General features: G+C 58.3%; 17 protein-coding genes. 7 read left to right on the forward strand and 10 right to left on the reverse strand.

What is annotated here, in order from left to right; translation table 11 throughout:
• Positions 1 to 308 precede the first annotated feature (308 nt).
• Complete coding sequence (locus JFT58_RS06945) at positions 309 to 2,417, forward strand: molybdopterin oxidoreductase family protein (RefSeq protein ID WP_054898037.1); 2,109 nt, start codon at positions 309 to 311, stop codon at positions 2,415 to 2,417.
• Positions 2,418 to 2,494: 77 nt separating this feature from the next.
• On the forward strand, positions 2,495 to 2,833 hold the full coding sequence (grxD, locus tag JFT58_RS06950) for a Grx4 family monothiol glutaredoxin (RefSeq protein ID WP_054898038.1): 339 nt from the start codon (positions 2,495 to 2,497) through the stop codon (positions 2,831 to 2,833).
• A gap of 68 nt (positions 2,834 to 2,901) precedes the next feature.
• Here the strand turns inward: grxD and bfr are convergent, their stop codons facing one another.
• Together bfr and JFT58_RS06960 are read right to left on the reverse strand one after the other, a co-directional pair.
• A complete protein-coding gene (gene bfr, locus JFT58_RS06955) occupies positions 2,902 to 3,372 on the reverse strand; it encodes a bacterioferritin (protein ID WP_054898039.1) in 471 nt (156 codons plus the stop codon).
• Between the two features lie 200 nt (positions 3,373 to 3,572).
• Positions 3,573 to 3,791: a bacterioferritin-associated ferredoxin gene (locus JFT58_RS06960; protein WP_017526354.1), complete on the reverse strand. Its 219-nt coding sequence runs from the start codon at positions 3,789 to 3,791 to the stop codon at positions 3,573 to 3,575.
• 243 nt (positions 3,792 to 4,034) lie between these two features.
• On the opposite strand from JFT58_RS06960, the gene JFT58_RS06965 reads away from it, so the two are divergent.
• Complete coding sequence (locus tag JFT58_RS06965; protein WP_003172097.1) at positions 4,035 to 4,637, forward strand: peroxiredoxin; 603 nt, start codon at positions 4,035 to 4,037, stop codon at positions 4,635 to 4,637.
• A 65-nt stretch (positions 4,638 to 4,702) separates the two neighbouring features.
• On the opposite strand, the gene rnt is transcribed toward JFT58_RS06965, so the two are convergent.
• Positions 4,703 to 5,374: a ribonuclease T gene (gene rnt / locus JFT58_RS06970; protein ID WP_003188980.1), complete on the reverse strand. Its 672-nt coding sequence runs from the start codon at positions 5,372 to 5,374 to the stop codon at positions 4,703 to 4,705.
• Positions 5,371 to 6,417, reverse strand: coding sequence for a dihydroorotase (pyrC, locus tag JFT58_RS06975; RefSeq protein WP_032893318.1), 1,047 nt, complete (start codon positions 6,415 to 6,417; stop codon positions 5,371 to 5,373). Before pyrC ends, rnt begins: the two co-directional genes overlap by 4 nt.
• 156 nt (positions 6,418 to 6,573) lie before the next feature.
• On the opposite strand from pyrC, the gene JFT58_RS06980 reads away from it, so the two are divergent.
• The 3 genes from JFT58_RS06980 (at position 6,574) to JFT58_RS06990 (ending at position 10,075) form a co-directional block, all read left to right on the forward strand.
• Positions 6,574 to 7,482 (forward strand): flagellar protein MotY, encoded by a 909-nt coding sequence (locus tag JFT58_RS06980; protein ID WP_054898040.1) that lies wholly within the window; start codon positions 6,574 to 6,576, stop codon positions 7,480 to 7,482.
• A 129-nt stretch (positions 7,483 to 7,611) separates the two neighbouring features.
• Positions 7,612 to 8,829 (forward strand): argininosuccinate synthase, encoded by a 1,218-nt coding sequence (locus JFT58_RS06985; RefSeq protein WP_003188984.1) that lies wholly within the window; start codon positions 7,612 to 7,614, stop codon positions 8,827 to 8,829.
• A 613-nt stretch (positions 8,830 to 9,442) separates the two neighbouring features.
• Positions 9,443 to 10,075, forward strand: coding sequence for a response regulator transcription factor (locus JFT58_RS06990; RefSeq protein ID WP_003188986.1), 633 nt, complete (start codon positions 9,443 to 9,445; stop codon positions 10,073 to 10,075).
• 83 nt (positions 10,076 to 10,158) lie between these two features.
• Here the strand turns inward: JFT58_RS06990 and JFT58_RS06995 are convergent, their stop codons facing one another.
• The 4 genes from JFT58_RS06995 to metG form a co-directional block, all read right to left on the reverse strand.
• Positions 10,159 to 10,341 carry a PA3496 family putative envelope integrity protein gene (locus JFT58_RS06995; protein WP_014717144.1) on the reverse strand — a complete coding sequence of 61 codons (183 nt, stop codon included), beginning with the start codon at positions 10,339 to 10,341 and terminating at the stop codon, positions 10,159 to 10,161.
• Positions 10,342 to 10,448: 107 nt separating this feature from the next.
• Entirely contained in the window at positions 10,449 to 11,087 is a 639-nt protein-coding gene (nth, locus tag JFT58_RS07000) for an endonuclease III (protein ID WP_003188989.1), read from the reverse strand.
• 60 nt (positions 11,088 to 11,147) lie between these two features.
• Positions 11,148 to 12,116, reverse strand: coding sequence for an electron transport complex subunit RsxB (rsxB, locus tag JFT58_RS07005; protein WP_054898041.1), 969 nt, complete (start codon positions 12,114 to 12,116; stop codon positions 11,148 to 11,150).
• A gap of 88 nt (positions 12,117 to 12,204) precedes the next feature.
• Complete coding sequence (gene metG, locus JFT58_RS07010) at positions 12,205 to 14,256, reverse strand: methionine--tRNA ligase (RefSeq protein ID WP_034126469.1); 2,052 nt, start codon at positions 14,254 to 14,256, stop codon at positions 12,205 to 12,207.
• A 172-nt stretch (positions 14,257 to 14,428) separates the two neighbouring features.
• Between metG and apbC the strand changes: the two genes are divergently transcribed.
• The gene (gene apbC, locus JFT58_RS07015) at positions 14,429 to 15,523 is read left to right on the forward strand and encodes an iron-sulfur cluster carrier protein ApbC (protein ID WP_054898042.1); all 1,095 of its coding nucleotides are present in this window, start codon (positions 14,429 to 14,431) and stop codon (positions 15,521 to 15,523) included.
• Between the two features lie 524 nt (positions 15,524 to 16,047).
• On the opposite strand, the gene fdxA is transcribed toward apbC, so the two are convergent.
• Positions 16,048 to 16,371 carry a ferredoxin FdxA gene (fdxA, locus tag JFT58_RS07020; RefSeq protein ID WP_003172109.1) on the reverse strand — a complete coding sequence of 108 codons (324 nt, stop codon included), beginning with the start codon at positions 16,369 to 16,371 and terminating at the stop codon, positions 16,048 to 16,050.
• Positions 16,372 to 16,513: 142 nt separating this feature from the next.
• On the reverse strand, positions 16,514 to 19,093 hold the full coding sequence (gene mutS, locus JFT58_RS07025) for a DNA mismatch repair protein MutS (protein WP_181127102.1): 2,580 nt from the start codon (positions 19,091 to 19,093) through the stop codon (positions 16,514 to 16,516).
• Positions 19,094 to 19,167: the final 74 nt, after the last annotated feature.

The raw sequence follows: 19,167 nt of genomic DNA on the forward strand, positions 1-19,167 counted from the left end.
TGTCGCGTTTTACCAATAGGGCTACGGCTTTAGGGGTGTTCAAGCAGGGCGCCGGCGCGCGTTTGAAGACGAATTCCTGACAGCAGCGAGCCATTTGTACACTGGCGTCCAGGCCTTTTGCAATGCGCGGGGGCGGGCTTGGGCCACTTCGCGTCGGTTTCAGCGCCTGCTGACAAGGTTTCTGAAACATTTGCTCATGCTTAGCCATGCCCAGGCCTATGCCCGTTGATTCACAACGCGAAGGTTGCTGGCGCGCCAAGTGGTCGCGGCCCATAGTTGAGTCAAAGCCCCTATAAAAGAGACTGGCCATGACCAAGACTCTCCACCACCGTGCCTGCCACCTGTGCGAAGCCATCTGCGGCCTCACCCTGGAAACCACCCAAGCCGAAGACGGTAGCCTGGCGATCACCTCGATCAAGGGCGACCCTCTGGACAGTTTCAGTCGCGGCCACATCTGCCCCAAGGCGGTGGCCCTGCAGGACATCCAGAATGACCCGGACCGCCTGCACCAACCCATGCGGCGGGTGGGAAGCGAATGGCAGCCGATTGGCTGGGATGAAGCCTTTGCCCTGGCGGCCGAGCGGCTTGCGGGTATCCAGACGCGGCATGGGCAGAACGCGGTGGCGGTGTATCAGGGCAACCCAAGCGTGCATAACTATGGGTTGATGACCCACAGCAACTACTTTCTAGGGCTGTTGAAGACGCGCAATCGTTTTTCCGCGACCTCGGTAGACCAACTGCCTCATCACCTCACCAGTCACCTGATGTACGGCCACGGCCTGTTGTTGCCCATACCCGATATCGACCAGACCGACTTCATGTTGATTCTCGGCGGCAACCCGCTGGCTTCCAATGGCAGCATCATGACCGTGCCCGATGTGGAGAAACGCCTCAAGGCCATCCAGGCGCGGGGCGGAAAAGTGGTGGTGGTCGACCCTCGGCGCAGCGAGACGGCAGCCATCGCGGACCAGCACGTGTTCGTACGCCCCGGCGGCGATGCGGCATTGTTGTTTGGGGTGCTCAACACTTTGTTCTCCGAAGCGCTGACACGCGAAAGCCATTTGCCGGCGCAAGGCCTGGATGATGTACGCAAGGCGATTGCCGGCTTCGATGCCGAGGCCATGAGCCGCCAGTGTGCGGTGCCTGCCGAGCAGATTCGCCAGTTGGCCAGGGACTTCGCCGGCGCTGACAAGGCCGTCTGTTATGGCCGCATGGGGGTCTCGACCCAGGCGTTTGGCACGCTGTGCCATTGGCTGGTGCAACTGATCAACCTGGTGACCGGCAACCTGGACCGTGTCGGCGGCGCGCTCTGCACCAGCCCCGCGGTGGACCTGGTGGCCTCCACCAGCGGCGGCCATTTCAACCGCTGGCAGAGCCGCGTGTCCGGGCGGCCGGAGTACGGCGGAGAACTGCCGGTGTCAGCCCTGGCCGAAGAAATGCTGACCGAGGGTGAAGGGCAGATCCGCGCCCTGGTGACGGTGGCCGGCAACCCGGTACTGTCCACGCCTAACGGCCGCCAATTGGAACAAGCCCTGGACGGGTTGGAGTTCATGGTCAGCATCGACCTGTATATCAACGAGACCACGCGTTATGCCGACCTGATCTTGCCCTCCACCTCGGCGCTGGAAAACGATCACTACGACACTACCTTCAATTTGTTCGCGGTACGCAATGTCACACGCTTCAATCGCGCCATCCTGCCCAAGCCTGAGGGTGCATTGCATGACTGGGAGATCTTTGTCGGCTTGGCCAAGGCGTTCGCGGCGCACACTGGCGCGGTGCTCAAGCCCACCCTGCCACCGGCACAGATGATCGACTTTGGCCTGCGTGCGGGTGCCTATGGTGACGCATCCAGTCATAAACTGTCGGTGGCCATGCTGGCGGATCATCCCCATGGCGTCGACCTGGGGCCGCTCAAGCCCAACCTCGTGGCACGTTTGAAAACCGCGGATGGCAAGGTGCAAGCGGCACCGGCCGTGATCCTGGCAGACCTGGCGCGTTTCGCCGCGCAGCCGGTGCCGGTGGCCGACGAACTGCTATTGATTGGCAGGCGGCATGTGCGCAGCAATAATTCCTGGATGCATAACTATCACCGGCTGGTGAAGGGTAAGCCACGCCATCAACTGCTGATGCACCCCGATGATCTGGCTAGCCGTCAGTTGAGCGATGGTCAGCGGGTGCGGGTGAGTTCGCGTATCGGTATGGTCGAGGTGGAAGTAGCGGCCAGCACGGACATGATGCCGGGTGTGGTCAGCCTGCCTCACGGCTGGGGCCACGGTCGTCCGGGCGTGCAGATGAGCATCGCGAGCAGCCAGCCGGGGGCGAGTGCCAATGACTTGACCGACGAGCGGCAATTGGACGAGTTGTCGGGTAATGCGGCGCTCAACGGCGTACCGGTGAAGGTGGCGGCGGCCTGAGCATCCTGCTGGATTTTTGCGTTACAATGCGCCACCGTGCCGACCCGTGAGTCGCAAAGTTCCTGCAGAGGTGTTCCATGGATATCATCGAAACGATCAAAGAGCAGATTGCCAACAACACCATTCTGCTTTACATGAAGGGCGCACCTAACGCGCCTCAGTGCGGTTTCTCCGCAAAAGCGTCCCAGGCTGTGATGGCATGTGGCGAGAAGTTCGCTTACGTGGATATCCTGCAAAACCCTGAAATCCGCGCCAACCTGCCAAAGTACGCCAACTGGCCGACTTTCCCGCAGTTGTGGGTAGCCGGTGAGCTGGTTGGCGGTAGCGACATCATCACTGAAATGGCAGCTGATGGCTCGCTGCAAGCGCTGATCAAAGACGCAGCGCAAAAAGCAGCAGTCAAGACTGACGCCTAATTGGCGAGCAATAAAAAGCCCCGCTTCTCTGGTGAGAGCGGGGCTTTTTTGTGCCTGAACGCTACGGGTTATTCACCCATCTGCGATTGCAGGTAATTCTCCAGGCTGACCTTGTCGATCAGGCCCAACTGGGTTTCAAGCCAGTCGATATGCTCTTCCTGATCTTCCAGGATATCTTCCAACAGTTCACGGCTGCCGAAATCGCCCTTGGTTTCGCAGTGAGCGATACCAGCCTTCAGGTCGCTGTGGCTCTTGCGCTCAAAGCCCAGGTCGCTGCTGATCATTTCCTGGGTGTGCTCGCCGATGTTCAGCTTGCCCAGGTCCTGCACGTTCGGCAGGCCTTCCAGGAACAGGATGCGCTTGATCAGCGCGTCGGCGTCCTTCATGGCCTTGATCGATTCTTTGTATTCACGCTTGCCGAGCTTTTCCAGGCCCCAGTCATCGTACATGCGCGCATGCAGGAAGTACTGATTGATCGCGACCAGTTCATTGGCAAGGATTTTGTTGAGTTGCTGGATGACTGAGATGTCGCCTTTCATGACTGGGGTCCTGCCCTGTAATAGCTGTGTATAGGGCGGAGTCTGAGCGGTGAAAATCCTAGTGTCAAACCTAAGTTATTGAATAATAAATGAAAATTAATCGGAATAAGAATGTTTGTGTTCCGCGTCTTGGCGCTAACTAATTGAATTACAGGCATAAAAAAACCGGACACAAGGTCCGGCTCTTTAAAACATGCCTATCAGGCGTGTGTAAATTCTGTCGAGTAGGGGAGTGCGGCCTGGGCTGTTTGCAGCTGCGTCAGGGTTTCCCGTACCACTTGCTTGGCCAGGCAAGCACATTTGCCGCACTGGCTGGCAACGCCGGTGGTTTCACGCACTTCTTTGTAGCTGCAGCAACCTTCATAGATTGCTTCGCGGATTTGTCCGTCGGTGACGCCAGTGCAGAGGCAGACATACATAAGTGAGAACCGTCGCGGGTTTATGGCTTAAGTGCGATGGATCTTAATGTTAACGAGAATGATTGTCAAAATAGTTTCAGCAGCAATCCGGGGGGAATTGCCCGTGCGCTGACGAACGGTTTTTTCGGTGTATGATGGTCGGTCTTCACGAAGCGTGATTGCGTCATATTTCTGTCTGTTTCCACAGGCAGACTCGACCGGTCCTTTTACTTCAATCGTCACCCCTATATCAGGAGATATCCAATGAGCGTACTCGTCGGTAAACAAGCCCCGGATTTCGACGTACCAGCCGTCCTCGGCAATGGCGAAATCGTAGACAGCTTCAAGCTGTCTGAAGCCATCAAAGGCAAATACGGCCTGGTGTTCTTCTACCCGCTGGACTTCACCTTCGTCTGCCCTTCAGAGCTGATCGCCCTGGACCACCGCATGGACGATTTCAAAGCGCGCAATGTTGAAGTGGTCGCGGTTTCCATCGACTCCCATTTCACCCACAACGCCTGGCGCAACACCGCCATCAACGACGGCGGCATCGGCAAAGTCAAATACACCATGGCTGCCGACATGAAGCACGACATCGCCAAGGCCTACGACGTTGAGTCCGAAGGCGGCGTGGCGTTCCGTGGCGCGTTCCTGATCGACGACAAGGGCGTTGTGCGCTCGCAGATCATCAACGACCTGCCGCTGGGCCGTAACATGGAAGAGCTGATCCGCCTGGTCGACGCGCTGCAATTCCACGAAGAGCACGGCGAAGTCTGCCCTGCCAACTGGAAAAAAGGCGACAAAGGCATGAACGCTTCGCCAGAAGGCGTTGCGGCTTACCTGACCGAGAACGCTGGCAAGCTGTAAGCCAACGTCACGGTACAAAAAAACCGGCCTGAAAAGGCCGGTTTTTTTATGCGCGGGATTTGCCTTCAGTCGTTGAAGTCTTCCCAGCCGCCCATCTGTTTCCAGCGGTTGACGATGCCGCAGAACAGCTCGGCGGTCTTCTCGGTGTCGTAGCGGGCCGAGTGGGCTTCACGCCCGTCAAAGTCGATACCGGCCGCCTGGCAGGCTTTGGCCAGAACGGTCTGACCGTAGGCCAGGCCGGCAAGCGTTGCGGTGTCGAAACTGGAGAACGGATGAAACGGGTTGCGCTTCATGTCCAGCCGCGCCACGGCGGCGTTCAGGAAGCCCAGGTCGAAACTGCTGTTGTGGCCGACCAGGATCGCACGTTTGCAGCCATTGGCCTTCAACGCCTTGCGCACGCCACGGAAGATATCGGTCAGCGCCGCTTCTTCACTTACCGCCATACGCAGTGGGTGGTCGAGTTTGATCCCGGTGAATTCCAGGGCAGCGGCTTCGATATTGGCGCCTTCAAACGGCTCGACGCGAAAGAAATGGGTGTGCTCCGGGTACACAAAGCCCTGTTCGTCCATGCCGATGGTGGTTGCGGCAATTTCCAGCAAGGCATCGGTGGCGCAGTTGAAACCACCGGTTTCTACGTCGATGACGACCGGCAGATAGCCGCGAAAACGCTCGGCCATCGGATGGCGCGAGCCGCCACCGCCGTGCTCTTGTTCGTCGTCGTAATGGTCTTCACTCACTTGCTTTCCTCCAGCAGGCGCCAGCGCAGTGTTTCACCGGCGCGCAGCGGGATAACGGTCAGCTCGCCAAACGGCAGGCTGGCAGGGGCGGTCCAGTCTTCACGGACCAGGGTAATGCGGTCGGTATTCGCCGGCAGGCCGTAGAAACGCGGGCCGTTGAGGCTGGCGAAACCTTCGAGTTTGTCCAGCGCGTTACGCTGTTCGAACGCTTCGGCGTACAACTCGATGGCGGCAAACGCGGTGTAGCAGCCGGCGCAGCCGCATGCGGCTTCCTTGGCGTGCTGGGCGTGTGGCGCAGAGTCGGTGCCGAGAAAGAACTTCGGGCTGCCGCTGGTGGCGGCATCCAGCAGCGCCACCTGGTGGGTATTGCGCTTGAGAATAGGCAGGCAATAGAAATGCGGCCGAATCCCGCCCACCAGCATGTGGTTGCGGTTGTAGAGCAGGTGATGAGCGGTGATGGTCGCGCCAACGTTGGCCGACGCTTCGCTGACGAACTGCACCGCATCGGCGGTGGTGATGTGTTCAAACACCACTTTGAGCGTAGGGAACAACTCGACCACACGACGCATGTGTTCATCGATGAAGATTTTTTCGCGATCGAACACATCCACGTCGCCACGAGTGACTTCCCCGTGGATCAGCAATGGCATGCCGACCTCCGCCATGGCTTCAATCGCCGGCAGGATCTTGTCGATACTGGTTACACCGGAATCGGAGTTGGTGGTCGCACCTGCCGGGTACAGCTTGGCGGCGTGCACATAACCGCTGGCCTTGGCTTCACGAATTTCTTCAGGCTGGGTGCGGTCGGTCAGGTAGAGCACCATCAACGGTTCGAAGCGGCTGCCGGCCGGTCGTGCAGCGAGGATGCGCTGGCGATAGGCGTCGGCTTCTGCGGCATTGCGCACCGGAGGTACCAGGTTAGGCATGATGATGGCACGGCCAAACGTGCGGGCCACATCGGCCACGGTTTGGGGTAACGCAGCACCATCGCGAAGATGAATATGCCAGTCGTCGGGACGCAGCAGGGTCAGGCGGTCGGACATTGGGGATTCCAGGCGGGTCAATCTGGTGGGAATGCTACCGGAAAAGACTCTTGCAGGCACTCGCTATCAAGTTTTGCCGGATGCTACCGATATCTCCGGGTATGCCTTAACGATGTATGACGCTTTGAAGTGTTGTAGAAACCAGTGGAGCCTCCCGTGCGCCAGTATTGTCTAGCCCTGCTCAGTGTGTTCGCCAGCCTGCCTGCGGCGGCCCTCACGTTCCAGACACGTCTGGAGAATATTGAGTGGAAGGTAGAGGGCGATCAGTTCGAGTGCCGCCTGACCCAGCCGATCACCGATTTCGGTTCCGGTGAGTTCGTGCGCCGGGCCGGTGAGCAGGCAACGTTTCGTCTGAAAACCTATGGCGGCACTCTTGGCGCCGGCTCGGCAACCTTATTGGCCGCGGCCGCGCCGTGGCAGCCGGGCCGAGGTGATATCAACCTTGGGGCCGTGCGTGTCGGCAGCGGCGACGTCCTGTTCAATAGCTCCCAGGCCCAGGCCGGCCGCCTGTTCACGGGTTTGCTTGAAGGGCGCAGCCCGACCGTGCGGCATTACGGGCGTCAAGGCGGCTACTCGGAAATTCGCCTGCTGCCTGTGAAGTTCAACAAGGCGTACAACGATTATCAGGTGTGCACCACCAAGCTGCTGCCCATGAATTACGACCAGGTCAAACAGACTGAAGTGGGCTTCCCCGGTGGTGGTATTGAGCTGGACGCGGCGGCCAAGAAGAAGTTGTCGGTGATCCTGGTATTCATGAAAGCCGATCCCACGGTCAATCATGTCGAGTTGAACGGTCATTCCGATAACAGTGGCAATCGCCTGACCAACCGTGACGTCTCACGGCGCCGCGCCCTGGCGGTGATGGACTACTTCAAGGCCAACGGCATTCAGGAATCGCAAATCACGATGCGCTTCCATGGCGAAAGCTACCCCTTGGCGCCCAACACTAATGCCACCAACCGTGCGCGTAACCGCCGTGTAAATATTCAGCTTGAGCGGGTGGCTGCCCCAGAGAAACCGGCGCCTCAGGCCACTGCGCCGAGCAACTCGGCGGCTACCTCATAAGAGGCGACCATCGGTCGCCCACTCGACATAATCTGTCGCTTTATCTTCATTTGCTGTCGCGCCCCTGTAATTTCACGGTTTTGATCGGTAGAATCGTCGCCTTTCCGTACAACCCCGTGGAGTGATGGCATGGCCGACGTAAACAAGGTCGTTCTCGCGTATTCCGGCGGCCTGGACACTTCGGTGATCCTCAAGTGGCTGCAGGATACTTATAACTGTGAAGTGGTGACCTTCACCGCTGACCTGGGTCAGGGTGAAGAGGTCGAACCTGCACGTGCCAAGGCGCAAGCCATGGGCGTGAAAGAGATCTACATTGACGACCTGCGCGAAGAGTTCGTCCGCGATTTCGTTTTCCCGATGTTTCGCGCCAACACTGTCTACGAAGGTGAGTACCTGCTGGGTACCTCCATCGCACGTCCGCTGATCGCCAAGCGCCTGATCGAGATCGCCAACGAAACGGGCGCCGACGCCATTTCTCACGGCGCCACCGGCAAGGGCAACGACCAGGTACGTTTCGAACTGGGTGCCTACGCACTCAAGCCAGGCGTTAAAGTCATTGCGCCGTGGCGTGAATGGGACCTGCTGTCCCGTGAAAAGCTGATGGATTACGCTGAAAAGCACGCTATTCCGATCGAGCGCCATGGCAAGAAGAAGTCGCCGTACTCAATGGACGCCAACCTGCTGCACATTTCCTATGAAGGCGGCGTGCTGGAAGACACCTGGACCGAGCACGAAGAAGATATGTGGAAATGGACGGTCTCCCCGGAGAACGCTCCAGACAAGGCGCAGTACCTGGAACTGACTTACCGCAACGGCGACATCGTTGCGCTGGACGGCGTTGAAATGACCCCGGCCACCGTACTGGCGACCCTGAACCGTATCGGCGGTCAGCATGGTATCGGCCGTCTCGACATCGTCGAGAACCGTTATGTGGGCATGAAGTCTCGCGGTTGCTACGAAACCCCGGGCGGCACCATCATGCTGCGTGCCCACCGCGCCATCGAGTCCATCACCCTGGACCGTGAAGTCGCCCACCTTAAAGACGAGCTGATGCCCAAGTATGCCAGCCTGATCTACACCGGTTACTGGTGGAGCCCTGAGCGTCTGATGCTGCAACAGATGATCGACGCTTCCCAGGCCCACGTGAACGGTGTCGTGCGCCTGAAGCTGTACAAGGGCAACGTGATCGTCACCGGCCGCAAGTCCGATGAGTCGCTGTTCGACTCCAACATCGCCACCTTCGAAGAAGACGGCGGCGCCTACAATCAGGCGGACGCGGCAGGCTTCATCAAGTTGAACGCACTGCGCATGCGCATTGCTGCCAACAAGGGCCGCTCGTTGTTCTGAACCGTGCGCCCGTCGTGAAAAATGGCCCCTTTTGCAAGGGGTCATTTTTTTTGCCTGGATTTTAGATGCGGCGCTGTTTATTAGCGTTTAGCGTGTGTTTAAGGATTTTTCCGTAACTTGCGCAATTATTATCCAGTTTATCTTTATGTTTTTAAGGTTGAATGATTTTTTACATCTGAGGAGGAACTATGTCTGACAGAAAATTCACTCATGTAGCTGCAATGGATATGTGAGTTGTTGAATTTTCTGTAGGAATTATGGAAGTGTCGAAATATGTTAAATGGAACTAATGCGGATAGTTTTTTCGGGGCGGTTTGCTGGCGCCATTGCGACAAACAAGGGGTATTTCCTGAAAGACTTGTGCGGCACGTTTACTTTCACGGGCTGATGGTCATGATCTTTCACTCAAAATATGTACGCGTCGAGAAAGGTCTGAAAGCAACCATAAAGCTCTATGCATCTAAGTTGGCGAATTTTTGTAGGCTAATTCCTATCTTCTTGTGGGTTGGGTCTCTGCCTGCTCTTGCTCGGGGGGGAATGCTATGCCAACTAGTAATCGACTAGGCTATTGTGTTTGCTCTAAATAATTCGAACAGCGAAATTGGACTTTCTCATGAATAAAGTGCTGATCGTGGATGATCATCCCGTCATTCGTCTTGCTGTGCGCATGCTAATGGAGCGTCATGGTTATGAGGTCGTTGCCGAGACTGATAACGGTGTCGATGCGTTGCAACTTGCACGGGAACATATGCCGGATATTGTGATACTGGATATCGGAATCCCCAAGCTCGACGGTCTGGAAGTTATTTGTCGGCTGGCTTCGACCAAGCAAGCCGTCTCGTTCAAGGTGCTGGTGCTGACGTCCCAGGCGCCTGGCCATTTTTCCATGCGCTGCATGCAGGCGGGTGCCGCCGGCTATGTGTGCAAGCAGCAGGATCTGACAGAGTTGCTCAGTGCCATCAAGGCGGTGCTTTCCGGCTATAGCTATTTCCCGAACCAGGCGCTCAACTCAGTGCGGTCAACCATGGGCAATGCCAGTGAAGCCGACATGGTCGAACGCTTATCGGGACGGGAGATGATGGTGCTGCAGCAACTGGCCCGTGGCAAAACCAACAAGGAAATTGCCGATGGCATGTTCCTCAGCAACAAAACCGTCAGTACCTACAAGACGCGCTTGCTGCTCAAGCTCAATGCCAGGTCCCTCGTGGACCTGATCGAACTGGCCCAGCGCAACGGCTTGGTCTAGGAGGATATTGCCCCCCTTGAATACCCGTGTAACCGGCAGAAAAAAGCCTCCGTCAGGGAGGCTTCCGGCCGTCAACGGCTCGATCAGAGATCGAAGTCGTAATCGGCCAGCTGTTTTTGCAAGCGTCGCTCTTCCAGAAGATTGTCGATAGTGCGGCGTTTGCTTAAATTGGTCTTGGCCACCTCTGCCACAGGTGCCTCTACCACATCGTCATCCGACTCAACGAGGTCGTCTTCCACTTCCAGTTGTTCGTTGCCAGCGCTCATAAGGTCAACTCCAGGCTAAGACTGCCGTTGGGGCTCCTTATAGCGATAATCCGCGAACGGGTAAAAAAGATTTTTTCAATCGTCTGATCACAAAAACCAATGATCGCTCAATCGTCGGAGGTCTTGTCCTTGTATTCGCACAAGTCTTCGATACGGCAGCTGCCGCAGCGCGGCTTGCGGGCCTGGCAAACGTAGCGTCCGTGCAGGATCAGCCAATGGTGGGAGTCGAGCAGATAGGGCTTGGGCACGAACTTCATCAATTGCTTTTCCACCTCAACCACATTCTTGCCCCGTGCAATGCCGGTTCGGTTGCTGACGCGGAAAATGTGCGTGTCCACCGCCATGGTCAACTGCCGAAACGCCGTATTGAGCACCACGTTTGCCGTTTTGCGGCCCACGCCAGGCAAGGCTTCGAGGGCTTCGCGGGTTTGTGGTACCTCGCCTCCATGCAGCTCCAACAGCAGGCGGCACGTTTCGATCACATTCTTGGCCTTGCTGTTATACAGGCCGATGGTCTTGATGTATTCGGACAGGCCTTCCACACCCAGAGCGTAAATCGCGGCGGGTGTATTGGCCACGGGGTACAGCTTCGCCGTGGCCTTGTTAACGCCAACGTCCGTGGATTGAGCCGAAAGGATCACCGCAATCAGTAATTCGAACGGTGAGGAGTAGGCCAGTTCGGTTTTCGGTTCCGGATTGTCTTCGTGAAACCTGCGGAAGATTTCCAGGCGTTTTGCGGCATTCATAGGGACAGACGTTTCCTTGCAGGCGGTCGGCGTGATGTTAGTAATACACAGCGCAGTGGGTCAGCCGTTGGCCTCGGCATCTTGCAGCGTTTGCTCGGCGTCATTCAATGCAGCTTTCAAGGTTGCCAATTGATGCTCGTCAGCATGGTGATCCTGAGCCTTTTTCAACGCTGCACGGCGCATGGCCAGCTGGATTTTTGCGCGCTTGAACTCGGCGCTTTTTGTGGCCGTCTTCGGTGGCTGCGGTGAGGTGTTGGCCCCCAGTGCGGCAAGCGCCTGCTCGGATGCCTCGAGCTGTCGCTGCAGCATAATCAATTGCGACTGTTGCTCAAAGGTCGGCGGATGCCCAAACGCTTTCAAGGATTTGTGCAACTGAGCGCGACTCATGGCGACGCTGCTTTTGGCCTGCTTGATCGCAGCGTCCTGAGCGGCCTGAGTGTTATCGACCGGTGCAACCTCCATCGGCGCTGCGCGCTTGGCTCGTGCCAGGCGTTCGGCGAGCTTGCAGGCTTCTTCACGTTGCAGGCGGGCGTTACGTTGTTCGAAGCGTCGCCGCGCCCGGTTGCGTTTGAGGTCGCGTGCACGCCGTTCATCATCGTTGCTGGCCAAGTCACCGACGATAGGCACAACGTCAGCAAGCGGGCGCATCTCGATACAGTCGACAGGGCAGGGCGCAACACACAGGTCGCAACCTGTGCACTCGTCGACAATCACGGTGTGCATCAACTTGGCGGCACCCACAATGGCGTCCACCGGGCAGGCCTGGATGCATTTGGTACAGCCGATGCATTCGCCCTCGCGGATATAGGCGACTTGCGCAGGCGCATCTCCACGGCTGGTGTCCAGCTCCAGTACCGGCAGGCGCAGCAGTTGCGCGAGCCCCTCAATGGTTTCCTGCCCACCGGGCGGGCACTTGTTGATGGCTTCGCCTTTAGCGATGCTTTCTGCGTAAGGCTTGCAACCCGGGTGCCCGCACTTGCCGCATTGAGTCTGCGGCAGCAGCGCGTCGATACGTTGAATGAGGTTCATGCTGTGATCATAGCGTTGACGCCCGGCCCAGGGAGGAGGGCAAGCTGAGAAGCCCCGCCGTTAGCAACAGCGGGGCATTTTGCAGAGGTTACTTGATGCGTTGACCCGGCTTGGCACCGCTGTCCGGGCTCAGCAGGTAGATTTCTTCGCCGCCAGGGCCCGCAGCCATCACCATGCCTTCGGAAATGCCGAACTTCATTTTCCGTGGCTTGAGGTTGGCGATCATCATGGTCAGGCGGCCATCGAGCTTGGACGGGTCCGGGTAAGCGCTCTTGATGCCGGAGAACACGTTGCGCTGTTCGTCACCGATATCCAGCGTCAGGCGCAGCAGCTTGTCGGCACCTTCCACTGCTTCGGCCTTGATGATCAGCGCCACACGCAGGTCTACGGCGGCAAAGGCGTCGAAATCGATTTCCGGGGAAATCGGGTCCTTGGCCAGCTCGCCATTGCCCGCCGGCGTGGATTGGCCGGTATCAGTCTGGCTGGCGACCAGGTCTTCTTTCGAAGCGTCGGTCATGGCCTGGACTTTCACCGGGTCAATTCGGGTCATCAAGGGCTTGAACGCGTTCAACTGATGATTGCCGAGCAAGGTGGTGTGATCGTTCCAGCTCAACGGCGGTACGTTGAGGAACGCCTCGGCATCGGCGGCCAGCAATGGCAGCACCGGCTTGAGGAAGATCACCAACTGACGGAACAGGTTGACTCCGGTGGCGCAGATCGCCTGGACTTCAGCTTCCTTGCCTTCCTGCTTGTTCAGTGACCACGGCGCCTTGTCGGCGATCCAGGCGTTGGCGCGGTCGGCCAGGCCCATGATCTCGCGCATGGCGCGGGCAAAGTCGCGGGCTTCATAAGCGTCGGCGATGCTCGGCGCGGCGGCCAGGAAGGCGTCGGTCAGTTCCGGTGCGGCGTTCTCGGCTACCAGTACACCGGCGTTGCCCTTGTGGATAAACCCGGCGCAACGGCTGGCGATGTTGACGACTTTACCCACCAGGTCCGAGTTGACCTTCTGTACGAAGTCTTCCAGGTTCAGGTCCAGGTCGTCGACGCCACGGCCCAGCTTGGACGCGTAGTAATAGCGCAGGTATTCTGGCGACAGGTGGTCCAGGTAGGTGCGCGCCTTGATAAAGGTGCCACGGGACTTGGACATTTTCTGGCCGTTGACCGTCAGGTAGCCGTGCACGGCAATACCGGTCGGCTTGCGATAGCCCGAGCCTTCAAGCATCGCTGGCCAGAACAGCGCGTGGAAGTTGACGATGTCCTTGCCGATGAAGTGGTACAGCTCGGCGGTGGAGTCCTTGCCCCAGAACGCGTCGAAGTCCAGCTCCGGGGTGCGGTCGCACAGGTTCTTGAAGCTGGCCATGTAGCCGATCGGCGCGTCCAGCCAAACATAGAAATACTTGCCCGGCTCGCCCGGAATCTCGAAGCCGAAGTACGGCGCGTCGCGGGAGATGTCCCACTGCTGCAGGCCACTGTCGAGCCATTCGGAGAGTTTGTTGGCCACGGCGTCCTGCAAGGTGCCGCTGCGCGTCCAGGTTTGCAGCATTTGCTGGAAATCCGGGAGCTTGAAGAAGAAGTGCTGCGAGTCCTTGAGCACCGGAGTGGCGCCGGAGATCGCTGACTTGGGATCCTTCAAGTCGGTCGGTGCGTAGGTCGCGCCGCATTTTTCGCAGTTGTCGCCGTACTGGTCTTCGGTGCCGCATTTCGGGCAGGTGCCCTTGATGAAACGGTCGGCCAGGAACATCTTCTTTTCCGGGTCGAAATACTGGGTCACCGAACGTTGGTCGATGTGCCCGGCTTCTTTCAGCCGCAGGTAGATCTGGCTCGACAGCTCGCGGTTTTCGTCCGAGTGGGTCGAATGGAAGTTATCGAAGTCCACCAGAAACTCGGCAAAGTCGGCGCTGTGTTCAGCCTGCACATTGGCGATCAGTTGTTCCGGGGTGATGCCTTCCTTTTCGGCGCGCAACATGATGGCCGAACCGTGGGCGTCGTCCGCGCAGACATAAATGCATTGATTGCCGCGATGCTTCTGGAAGCGCACCCACATATCGGTCTGGATGTACTCAAGCATATGGCCAAGATGGATCGAACCATTGGCATAGGGCAGGGCGCTGGTAACGAGGATCTTGCGTGGCTCGGACATGGGGCTCGGCTACTTGATGAAACGGAGGTCGGCCACTATAAAGCGCCGGGAAATTTATTTCACCCCGTGACGCTGTTTCAGTATCTTGCGCACCTTCGAAAGCATGCCGCTCGGCGGCTGGAACGGTTAGGATAGCCGCCTGTTTCAGTCAGTCTTTTTTCGGGAGTAGCCCATGAGCGCCGTCAATCGCGCAGCGGTGGAAGCCGTTCTTCGCCAGTACACCGACCCTTATTTGAACCAGGACCCGGTCAGTGCCGGTTGTGTGCGTGCCATCGAGGTCCAGGGCGACCAAGTGTCGGTGCAGTTGCAACTGGGTTATGCCGCGGGTTTGTTCAAAAGCGGTTGGGCGCAGATGTTGCAAATGGCCATCGAGGGCTTGCACGGCGTGGGTTCGGCCAAGGTCGATATCCAATGTGTGATCGCGCCGCACAAGGCCCAGGCGCAGATCCCGGCCCTGGCCAACGTCAAGAACGTGGTGGCGGTGGCGTCCGGCAAGGGCGGCGTGGGTAAATCCACCACGGCGGCCAACCTGGCCCTGGCCCTGGCGCGGGAAGGTGCGCGCGTGGGCATTCTCGATGCCGACATCTACGGGCCGAGCCAGGGCGTGATGTTCGGCATCGCCGAAGGCACGCGGCCGAAGGTGAAGGATCAAAAATGGTTTGTGCCCATCGAGTCGCTGGGTGTGGAAGTGATGTCCATGGCGTTTCTCACCGATGACAACACGCCGATGGTCTGGCGCGGGCCGATGGTCTCCGGTGCGTTGCTGCAACTGGTCACACAAACGGCTTGGGGCGACCTCGACTACCTGGTGATCGACATGCCGCCAGGCACCGGCGACATTCAGTTGACCCTTGCGCAGAAAGTTCCGGTGGCCGGTGCAGTGATTGTCACCACGCCTCAGGACCTGGCGCTGCTCGACGCCAGGAAAGGTGTGGAGATGTTCCGCAAGGTCAACATCCCGGTGCTGGGTGTTGTGGAAAACATGGCGGTGCACATCTGTTCCAACTGCGGGCATGCCGAGCATCTGTTCGGTGAAGGTGGGGGCGAGAAGCTCGCTACCCAGTATGGCGTTGAACTGTTGGTATCGTTGCCATTGGCGATGGAGATTCGCGAGCAGGCCGATGGTGGCAAACCTACCGTAGCGGCAGAGGCTGATGGGCAGATCGCGATGATCTATCAGGAATTGGCCCGTCACGTCGGTGCGCGGATTGTTTTGCAGGAAGCGACGACGCCGGCGATGCCGACCATTACCGTGAGCGACGATTGATTAGGCTTTAACGGTTACGCGAAAAGCCTGACGATCCGTGGTGCTCTCAGGTTTTTCGCGAGCGAGCTCGCTCCTACAGGTGGGGCGCCAATAGGGCTTGCTGCTACTTTGCGTAATGCGCGTGTAAGCATTCGCTTACTTTTCCGTAAGTGTTTGGTTTTTTTAGCGGTTACGTACGTCTTGAATCGACGAAGCTATTATCTAAGCTTTTGAAAAATAAAGATTATTTTAATTCTGGCGAGCGGAAAAGTTTGTCAGCCCGCCGTGGGGATCGCGTTGAACTTCTCTGGGAACGCTCTAACATCAGCCCTGTGTCCACGGATTGGCACAGCCATCAAGGAACGATGGTTTGAAGGACCGTCGCAGGATGCGATTCATCAGGATGATGAAAAGGAATACAGGGACTAGGGAAAAAATGTGGGCGGGTCATACCGCCCCTTTTTTTTGCCTGTAGAAAAGTGAATGCAGGCACCCGAACGCAAAAAAGGCCCTCAAGGGGCCTTTTTTTGTTGGGCAGCGGCGCTTTAGCGCTCTAGTTGCTCAATTTTGTTGGGCTTGCCATCCCATTCAGCGGCATCCGGCATCGGATCTTTGCGCTCGGTGATGTTTGGCCACACTTCGGCCAGCTCGACGTTCAATTGAATGAATTGCTCCATGCCCGCAGGCACTTCGTCCTCGGAGAAAATCGCGACGGCCGGGCATTCTGGTTCACACAGGGCGCAGTCGATGCACTCATCCGGGTGGATAACCAGGAAATTCGGGCCTTCGTAGAAGCAGTCCACCGGACAGACTTCTACGCAGTCGGTGTACTTGCACTTGATGCAGTTGTCGGTGACGACGAAGGTCATTTCTAATTTTCTCCTCAGGCGGCGGCAGCGAAACCCCTTGTGGTGGGGTTCGCGAGGTTTGAGAGCGATAGTCTGCGGACCAGGCTAAAAGCCCGCAGCATCCCAAACCGCGCGAGATTCTATCAGCTTGCAAGCGTCTGCGTTATATCCGAGTCTTCAGTGCATATAACATTTCGAGCGCTTTACGCGGCGTCAAGTCATCCAGGTCAAGTTTTGCCAACTCATCCAGCACTGGATGGGGCAAACTGGCGAACATATCGCTCTGGTGCGGCGCGGCAGGTTTCTTGCTGGCCTTGGCAGGGCTGGCGACCACGGTTTCATGGGGCAGCGCCGTTGTTTCCAGGCGGCTGAGGTGTTCGCGGGCACGGGTGATCACCTCGTTCGGCACACCGGCCAACTGCGCCACGGCCAGACCATAACTCTGGCTCGCCGGCCCTGGCAGCACATGGTGCAGGAACACGATGCGCTCGTTGTGCTCGGTGGCATTGAGATGCACGTTGGCCACCAGCGGCTCGCTTTCCGGCAACACCGTCAGCTCGAAGTAGTGCGTGGCGAACAGCGTGTACGCACGCAGATGCGCCAAGCGTTCGGCCGCGGCCCAGGCCAGGGACAGGCCGTCGAAGGTGCTGGTGCCGCGGCCCACTTCGTCCATCAGCACCAGGCTGCGTTCGGTGGCGTTGTGCAGAATGTTGGCGGTTTCGCTCATTTCCACCATAAAGGTCGAACGGCCGCCGGCCAGGTCATCGCTGGAGCCGATCCGCGTGAAAATGCGGTCTACCAGGGACAATTCGCAACTGGCTGCCGGTACGAAGCTGCCGATATGCGCCAACAACACGATAAGCGCGGTCTGGCGCATGTAAGTGGATTTACCACCCATGTTCGGACCGGTGATCACCAACATGCGGGTATCGTCGTCCAGCGACAGGTCATTGGCGACGAACGGCGTGGTCAGCACCTGCTCTACCACCGGGTGACGACCTTGCACGATACGCATGCACGGTTCGCTGACAAACCGTGGGCAATTGAGGTCCAGGTTCAACGCACGTTCGGCGAGGTTGCTCAATACATCCAGCTCCGCCAGGGCGGCGGCGGTGTCTTGCAACGGCGCCAGGCGGCTGATCAAGTCCTCGAGCAAGGCTTCGTAGAGCATTTTTTCCCGCGCCAGGGCGCGGCTTTTGGCTGACAGCGCCTTGTCTTCGAACTCTTTGAGCTCAGGGGTGATAAAACGCTCGGCGCCTTTGAGGGTCTGGCGACGTTGATAGTCGATAGGCGCCGACTCGGCCTGCTTGCTCGGCAGCTCGATAAAGTAACCATGCACGCGGTTGTAGCCGACCTTCAGGTTGGCCAGGCCCGTACGGGCTTTTTCGCGGGCTTCCAGGTCGATCAGGAACTGCCCGGCGTTTTCGCTCAGGGATTGCAGCTCATCCAGCTCGCTGTCGTAGCCGGTTTTCAACACGCCGCCGTCACGAATGATCGCCGGCGGGTTGTCGATAATGGCCTTTTCCAGCAGCGCCGCGAGGTCCGGGTAAGTGCCAGCGGTGACGGCAAGCTGTTGCAGGTGCGGCATGTCCAGTTCGGTCATCGCGACTTGCAGCTGCGGCAGGGCGCTCAAGGCATCGCGCAGGCGCGCCAAGTCGCGGGGCCGCGCATTGCGCAGGCCGATCCGCGCCAGGATGCGCTCGATATCGCCAATCTCTTTCAGTTGCGGCTGCAGTTTTTCAAAGCGATAGCCGTCGAGCAGGCAGGTAATGGAAGACTGGCGCGCTTGCAGCACCGTCAAATCCCGCAGCGGACGGTTCAACCAACGGGTCAGCAAACGGCTGCCCATCGCGGTCTGGCAACGGTCCACCACCGATTGCAGGGTGTTATCACGCCCACCGGCCAGGTTGGTGTCCAGTTCCAGGTTGCGACGGCTGGCGCCATCGAGCACCACGGTATCGTCGAGACGCTCATGGCGCAGGCTGCGCAAGTGAGGCAGAGCAGTGCGCTGGGTTTCCTTGGCGTAGCTGAGCAAGCAGCCTGCGGCACCGATGGCCAGGGTCAGGGTTTCGCAACCGAAGCCTTTAAGGTCCTGCACCGAGAACTGCTGGCACAGACTTTTCAGCGCAGAGTCGCGCTCGAAATCCCACGGTGCACGACGCTTGGTCCCACGACGTTTCTCTGCCGGCAAGTCCTTGGGCCAATCATCCGGAATCAACAACTCCACCGGATTGATACGCTCAAGTTCCGCCAACAGGTTCTCCCAGCCCTTGATCTCCAGCACGCTGAAGTTGCCGCTGGTGATATCCAGCACCGACAGGCCGAACAAACGCTCATCGCCCAACACCGCCGCAATCAGGTTGTCGCGACGCTCATCCAGCAACGCCTCATCACTCACCGTGCCCGGCGTAATAATGCGTACTACCTGACGCTCCACCGGCCCTTTACTGGTGGCCGGGTCGCCGATCTGCTCACAGATCACCACCGACTCACCCAGCTTCACCAGCTTGACCAGGTAGCCTTCCAACGAGTGGTAAGGAATCCCACACATCGGAATCGACTGCCCCGCCGACTGCCCGCGCGCGGTCAGGGTGATGTCCAGCAGCTTGGCGGCCTTCTTCGCGTCTTCATAGAAGATCTCGTAGAAGTCGCCCATGCGATAGAACATCAACTGATCAGGGTGCTGGTTTTTCAGGCGCCAGTACTGCTGCATCATCGGGGTGTGGCTGGAAAGGTCTGTCATACGGGGCGTTCAGCTCTTCCTGTCTATTTGACAAAGTACATCTGTCTAATACTACAGGGATTTAGCGCCATGCG

This window comes from Pseudomonas sp. MF6767 (assembly GCF_016405475.1).
GTDB classification, from domain to species: Bacteria; Pseudomonadota; Gammaproteobacteria; order Pseudomonadales; family Pseudomonadaceae; genus Aquipseudomonas; species Aquipseudomonas paracarnis.

Bases quoted from the DNA above. Each gene is read 5' to 3' on its own strand.
- JFT58_RS06945 (WP_054898037.1), top strand. From the start codon at position 309: ATGACCAAGACTCTCCACCACCGTGCCTGCCACCTGTGCGAAGCCATC.
- grxD (WP_054898038.1), top strand. From the start codon at position 2,495: ATGGATATCATCGAAACGATCAAAGAGCAGATTGCCAACAACACCATT.
- bfr (WP_054898039.1), bottom strand. From the start codon at position 3,372: ATGAAAGGCGACATCTCAGTCATCCAGCAACTCAACAAAATCCTTGCC.
- JFT58_RS06960 (WP_017526354.1), bottom strand. From the start codon at position 3,791: ATGTATGTCTGCCTCTGCACTGGCGTCACCGACGGACAAATCCGCGAA.
- JFT58_RS06965 (WP_003172097.1), top strand. From the start codon at position 4,035: ATGAGCGTACTCGTCGGTAAACAAGCCCCGGATTTCGACGTACCAGCC.
- pyrC (WP_032893318.1), bottom strand. From the start codon at position 6,417: ATGTCCGACCGCCTGACCCTGCTGCGTCCCGACGACTGGCATATTCAT.
- JFT58_RS06985 (WP_003188984.1), top strand. From the start codon at position 7,612: ATGGCCGACGTAAACAAGGTCGTTCTCGCGTATTCCGGCGGCCTGGAC.
- JFT58_RS06990 (WP_003188986.1), top strand. From the start codon at position 9,443: ATGAATAAAGTGCTGATCGTGGATGATCATCCCGTCATTCGTCTTGCT.
- JFT58_RS06995 (WP_014717144.1), bottom strand. From the start codon at position 10,341: ATGAGCGCTGGCAACGAACAACTGGAAGTGGAAGACGACCTCGTTGAG.
- nth (WP_003188989.1), bottom strand. From the start codon at position 11,087: ATGAATGCCGCAAAACGCCTGGAAATCTTCCGCAGGTTTCACGAAGAC.
- rsxB (WP_054898041.1), bottom strand. From the start codon at position 12,116: ATGAACCTCATTCAACGTATCGACGCGCTGCTGCCGCAGACTCAATGC.
- metG (WP_034126469.1), bottom strand. From the start codon at position 14,256: ATGTCCGAGCCACGCAAGATCCTCGTTACCAGCGCCCTGCCCTATGCC.
- apbC (WP_054898042.1), top strand. From the start codon at position 14,429: ATGAGCGCCGTCAATCGCGCAGCGGTGGAAGCCGTTCTTCGCCAGTAC.
- fdxA (WP_003172109.1), bottom strand. From the start codon at position 16,371: ATGACCTTCGTCGTCACCGACAACTGCATCAAGTGCAAGTACACCGAC.
- mutS (WP_181127102.1), bottom strand. From the start codon at position 19,093: ATGACAGACCTTTCCAGCCACACCCCGATGATGCAGCAGTACTGGCGC.